Genomic DNA, 5,486 nt, shown 5'->3' with positions numbered 1-5,486 from the left:
CTCGCCGGCTTCGCCGCCGCGCCCGTCGCGCCCGCCGCCGGGCCGGCCGAGCCCGTCGGCCCGGTCGGCCCGGCGGGTCCCGTGCCCCCGGCCCACGTCCTCCGCCGGCGTAAGCGGAGGGTCACCCGCGCCCTCTACTGGGACGACGACGCCCGCCGCGAACTGCCCTTCGGCTCGTTCACCGGACGTGCGCTGGCCCGCCGCACGGTCGCGGCGGCGCTCACCGCCGACCAACTCGCCGACGTCGCCGCCGACCTGGACGCGGCCACGATCGTCACCGACGGTCACTACGAGTCGGCGCCGGACGGTGACGGCGAACCGCTGTGGTGGGTGTCGTCGCCGGTCAGCCAGCCCGACCCGGCCGCCTTCTTCGCCCCGACCGCCCAGGTCGACCCGTTCGGCCTCGGCATCTTCGCCGGCCTGGACGTCCACGCGCTGCTGCCCGAACGGCTGCTGGTCACCCGCGCGGCGGCCGTGCCGGGAACCGACCGCTTCACCGCCGACCCGGCCGGGCCGCGGTGGAACCTGTCGCGTGCCACCAACGACTACCGGACGCTTACGCCACGGGCTGTCACCGACCCGCACGGCACGGTCGCGGCCGCCCGGTTCGACGCGCTCGGCATGGTGACCGCGACCCGGCTGACCGGCGCCGCCGGGGAGGGCGCCCCACCAGGCGAGTGGGACCACGAGTACACCCTCGACCTCGCCGCCTGGGACGAGCGGGGCGTCCCGAACTCGGTCCGCACCCGGTCACGGACCGCCGACGCCGCTGGCAGCGACTGGACGGAGTCGGTCACCTACTTCTCCGGGGCGGGCGTGGCCGTCCAGACCAAGGCGCAGGCCGAGAGCGGCCCGGCGCCGTTCCGCGACCCGGCCGGCGCGCTGGTTGTCGACCCCGCGACCGGGCGGGCGGCCGTTCGGGACATGGCCGGGCCGCGCTGGATCGGCACCGGCCGCACCGTCTTCGACGGCAAGGGCCGGCCCGTCCGCCGCTTCGACCCCTACTTCGCCCCGGACGACCGCTACGACACCGAGACCGAGCTGGTCGAACTGGGCTTCCCGACGACGCTGCGTTACGACCCGGTCGACCGGGCCACCCGAATCGACTTCCCGGACGGCACCCACACCAGGGCCGAACCGGGGATCTGGTCCGTGCGGACCTTCGACCGCAACGACACGGTCGCCGACTCGGACTGGCTGGCCGCCCGCACCGCGCCCGGCGCCACCGACGAGGAGAAGGCCGCGGCCGCGGCGTCGCTGGCACACGCCGGCACACCGACGACCGCGCGGCTCGACGCCCTCGGCCGCACGGTCGAGACCGTCGAACGCAACGGCACGGCCGACCTGGTGACCACCACCGTCTTCGACATCGACGGGCGGGTGCTGTCGGTGACCGACCCGCGTGGGGTCGTCGTGGCGACCCACGGTTACGACCTGCTCGGCCGCCCGCTCGTCACGACCAGCCCGGACGCCGGGACCAGCCGGACGATGCCGGACGCGCTGGGACGGCCGTTACGCGAGTGGCACGGCTGCGGCCCGTGGACGCCGGCGGCGGCGCCGTACGAGGTGCGGGCCCGCCCGGAGTACGACCTGTTCGGCCGCCCGGTGCGGACCTGGGTGCGCGACACCACCCTCCCCGCCCCAGCGCCTATCGGCCTGTCTCCCGATGGCCCGGTGGGCGCCGGGGCGGTCGGTGGGGGACCGGCCGCCGGGCAGCTGGCGGCGCCGGGCGAGGTCTGCCGGTCGGTCATCGGCTACGGCGACGACGACCCGGCCGCCGCCGGCCCCCGCTACCTGCTCGGCGTGGCCCAGCAGACGTTCGACGGCGCCGGGCTCGCCGAGACCCTGCGCCGGGACTTCCGCGGCAACATCACCGGGTCGGCGCGCCGGTTCGCCGTCGCCTACGACCGGGAGCCCGACTGGACGGGCGTGGCCACGGCGGCGCCCACCCCGGAAAGCCGCCTCGCCGCGGCCTCGGCCGCGTTGGAGGCGGCCCCGGGCAGCCTGACCACCAGCGTGTTCGACGCGCTGAGCCGCCCGGTCACCACCACGGCGGCGGACGGCGGCGTGCTGGCCGTCCGGTACAACCCGGCCGGCCTGGTCGACCATCTGGAGGCCACCCCCCGCGGTGGCAGCTCGCAGACAGTCGTCGACAGCGTCGTCTACGACGTGAAACGGCGCCGGGAGAAGACCGTGTTCGGCCCCGCCGGGTCCCACGCGACCGTGACGACGAGCTACGACGAGCGAACCCACCGGGTCACCCGCATCCGCACCACCAGGACCGGCCCGGCCGGCGGCCAGGACCCCGTCCAGGACCTGCGGTACGGCTACGACGCCGCCGGCAACATCCTGCGCATCACCGACAGTGCCCAGCAGGCGAACTTCTACCGCAACACGGTGGTGACCGCCGACCGGGTCTTCGGCTACGACGACCTCTACCAGCTCGTCACCTCCGAGGGCCGGGAGCTCGCCGGGACGGGCCACACCACCGCCGCCGCCGACCGGCGGCCCCCCGTCCGCGACCTGCCCGACCCGAACGACCTGACCGCCGTCGTCCGCTACGTCGAGACCTTCACCTACGACCACGGCGGCAACCTGACCGAGCTACGCCACCGGCAGCTCGCGGCCGCCCCCGGAGCGGAGTGGACCCGGACGAACGTGGTGGCGGCGGCGAGCAACCGGCTGGTGTCCTCCCAGGTCACCGGCGCGTCGACCGCCGCGGAACCGGCCGGCTACGACGGCCGCGGCAACACGCTCACCCTCGGCGGGCTGGTATTCACCCCCGGCTGGCGCGGGCAGCCGGTCCGCTGCGTCGCCCACGGCACGCTCACCGCCTACTACCAGTACGGGCACGACGGGCAGCGGGCCCGCAAGGTCGTCGTGAAGAACAACGGCAACCGGCTGGAGGAACGCCGGTATGTCGGCGCCGCCGAGTTCGACACCACCACCGTCGCCGGCACCCTCACCGAGGCGCACGAGACCCTGCGGGTGGAGACCGGCGGCGGTGTCACCGCCCTGCTCGAACGCCCCACCATGATCGCCGGCCAGCCGGTCGCCGGCACGACCGCGGCCGGCGCGCCGCTGACCCGCTACCAGCTCGGCGACCACCTCGGCAGCACCAACGTCGAACTGGACGACGCCTGGAACGTCCTGAGCTACGAGGAGTTCCACGCCTACGGCACCACCGCCTACGAAAGCGCCCGCCCCGGCGCCGGAATCAGCCTGAAACGCTACCGTTTCACCGGCGCCGAACGCGACGACGAAACCGGCCTCCAACTCCACGGCGCCCGCTACTACGCCCCCTGGCTGGGCCGCTGGACCGCCCCCGACCCCGTCGGCACGGCCGGCGGGCTGAATCTGTACGGCTATGCCCATGCCGCCCCGACCGCCAATGTCGACCGTTCCGGCCTGGATCCGGACCCGGCCGACGAGGAACGCCGGCAGGACGACAAAAGAATCGAAAGCCTCGGCATCAACCGGCAGCAGCTCGTCGACTTCGCCACGATGCGCCGCGGCGACTTCATCGACAGGTACGGCCTGCGTTTCTGGTGGAACTTCCCGCGGGAAAAGGCCCGGGAACTACCGGGCGAGCTGTTGTACCGGGTCCTCCCGAAAACGGATCAGACGCGCTACCTCCAGCCCAGCGGACGAATCGCGACCAACACGGACGAGTCCGCCAGCAGAGCCCGGGAGTTCAATCCGGGAACGCCCATCGGCGGGGTGGTGCGAAGCGCCGCACACGCGCTCGGCGCGTCCCCGGAGGACGCGGAGAAATACGGCCAGGTCGGCGATCTGGCCGAAGGGCTGCTCCCGGCCGCGGCGGCCGGCGCCGCGCGGATCAGAGCGGCCAGAGCGGCCAGAGCGGCGGAACGGCCCGCCGCTGCCACTGGTACCAGTACCACTGGTAGCGGTAGCGGTAGCGGTAGCGGTAGCGGTAGCGGTAGCGGTGGTAGCGGCCCGCCCGCCGGCCGTCCGGCCTCACCTGGGGGCCAACCCACCGGGGCGCCGCCGGCACAGCCGCCCGCGGCGCCGCCCGTGTCCGGCGGGCCCACGATCTGGGGGCAGGGCAGCGTGATCCAGGGCAGAGGCGCGGAAGCCGCCATGGCGTCCGCCACACCCGGCACGCATTTCTACGGCAACTTCCGCCGCTTCGACCGTGCTGTCTACGGGCCGGGCGGGCGGGACGCGCCGGCGCTGGAGGCCGGCCAGCTCAAGTCGGTCGACACCGCGAAGAAGACGTATCAGGGCGCGGGGCTGACCAGAGTCATCGAGAACGCGGCGGGTGACATTGCCGGTGTCGGCGAGAGCACCTGGACGGGTGGCGGCCACACCATGACCATCGGCCCGGAAACAGCGCGGGTACTCGACGTGGTGATCCCGGACACCCCACTGACCCCGGCGCAGGAGGCCGCAATCGACACCGCGGTGGCCGGGGCCGCGAGCATGGGCGTCCAGGTACGCATTTATCGCGTCCACTGACGTCACTGACGTATGGCCACGGACGTAGTGCCGGGCGCCGCGCGGCCGGCGGATATGAGGGATTTGAGATCGTGATGCTCAGCCGATGACGAGTCGTTCGCCGCCGAAGTCGGCGATGATCTCCAGGCGTCCGCCGAGGGCCCTGACAGAGGCGGCAAGCGTGCGCAGTCCGCTGGCGTCGACGGTGGCCCGTTCGATCGCGAAGACGCGTTCCTGACGGACGTGCATGCGGTCGGCGACCTCCGCCTGGGTCAGGCCGAGGCGGCGACGCATCTCGGCGAGCCGATGGGCGCGGTTCTCGGCGACGAGCCGCCGGGTACCGGACTCGGCCTCCTGACGGTCGGCGTCGTCAGGGAAGAACTCCGCCAGGAAGCTGTCCTTGTCGTAGTTGTGAACCTCACTCACTGGTCACGCTCCTTGAGGTAGACGGCGTAGCGGGCTTCGGGCACCGGCCACTTTTCGGAGCGGGTCCGTCGCGAGCCCTGGCCAGCCGGTTGTGAGGAGTCAGTACCTCGGATGTCTTCGGCATCACCCCAAATGGGGGTAATCCGGGCGGCTTACGTATCAGGTGGTTGTGAGGGAGAGGGCGAGGAGGGTGTAGGTGGCGGTGGGTGGGGTCTGGATGGTGATGCGGGGGGTGGTGGTGAGGTCGAGGCCGCCGGCGTCGAAGGTCAGGGGTGCAGGGGTGGCTGGGCCGGCGGTCTGGGTGGCGGGGGCTCCGTCCGCGATGGTGATCGTGACGGGAGTGGTGGCGTCGGTCCAGACGAGGATCTTCGCCAGTTTCAGGGTGCTGCGGCGCAGGGCGTAGGGCAGCCGGTCGCGGGAGACGTCGAGGATGAACGGGGTGGGGGTCGACCTGTTGCGGGCCCAGGTGTCGGCGTGTTCGGCGCGCAGGTCGACGAGGTGGAGCAGGTCGGGGGCGGCGAGCAGGCGCGGGGCCGGCCGCGCCGCCGCGGCGGCGGTGTCGGCGGCCGGCGGGCGGGCCAGCAGGGTGTCGACGTGCTCGC

3 protein-coding genes are annotated in these 5,486 nt (G+C 73.5%); 1 reads left to right on the top strand and 2 read right to left on the bottom strand.

Annotated elements, in window-relative coordinates; all coding sequences use genetic code 11:
- Positions 1 to 81: 81 nt before the first annotated feature.
- Positions 82 to 4,479 (top strand): RHS repeat-associated core domain-containing protein, encoded by a 4,398-nt coding sequence (locus NBW84_RS22155; protein ID WP_250287086.1) that lies wholly within the window; start codon positions 82 to 84, stop codon positions 4,477 to 4,479.
- 78 nt (positions 4,480 to 4,557) lie between these two features.
- Here the strand turns inward: NBW84_RS22155 and NBW84_RS22150 are convergent, their stop codons facing one another.
- Both NBW84_RS22150 and NBW84_RS22145 read right to left on the bottom strand, forming a co-directional pair.
- Positions 4,558 to 4,884 (bottom strand): helix-turn-helix domain-containing protein, encoded by a 327-nt coding sequence (locus NBW84_RS22150; RefSeq protein ID WP_250287084.1) that lies wholly within the window; start codon positions 4,882 to 4,884, stop codon positions 4,558 to 4,560.
- Between the two features lie 159 nt (positions 4,885 to 5,043).
- On the bottom strand, positions 5,044 to 5,486 hold a 443-nt coding region (locus tag NBW84_RS22145), incomplete at its 5' end, for a hypothetical protein (protein WP_250287083.1).

This window comes from Protofrankia sp. CiP1_Cm_nod2 (genome assembly GCF_920664355.1).
Classification (GTDB): Bacteria; Actinomycetota; Actinomycetes; order Frankiales; family Frankiaceae; genus Protofrankia.
The sequence above is the reverse complement of the archived record's forward strand: the minus strand, read 5'-3'. Positions and strand labels throughout refer to the sequence as shown.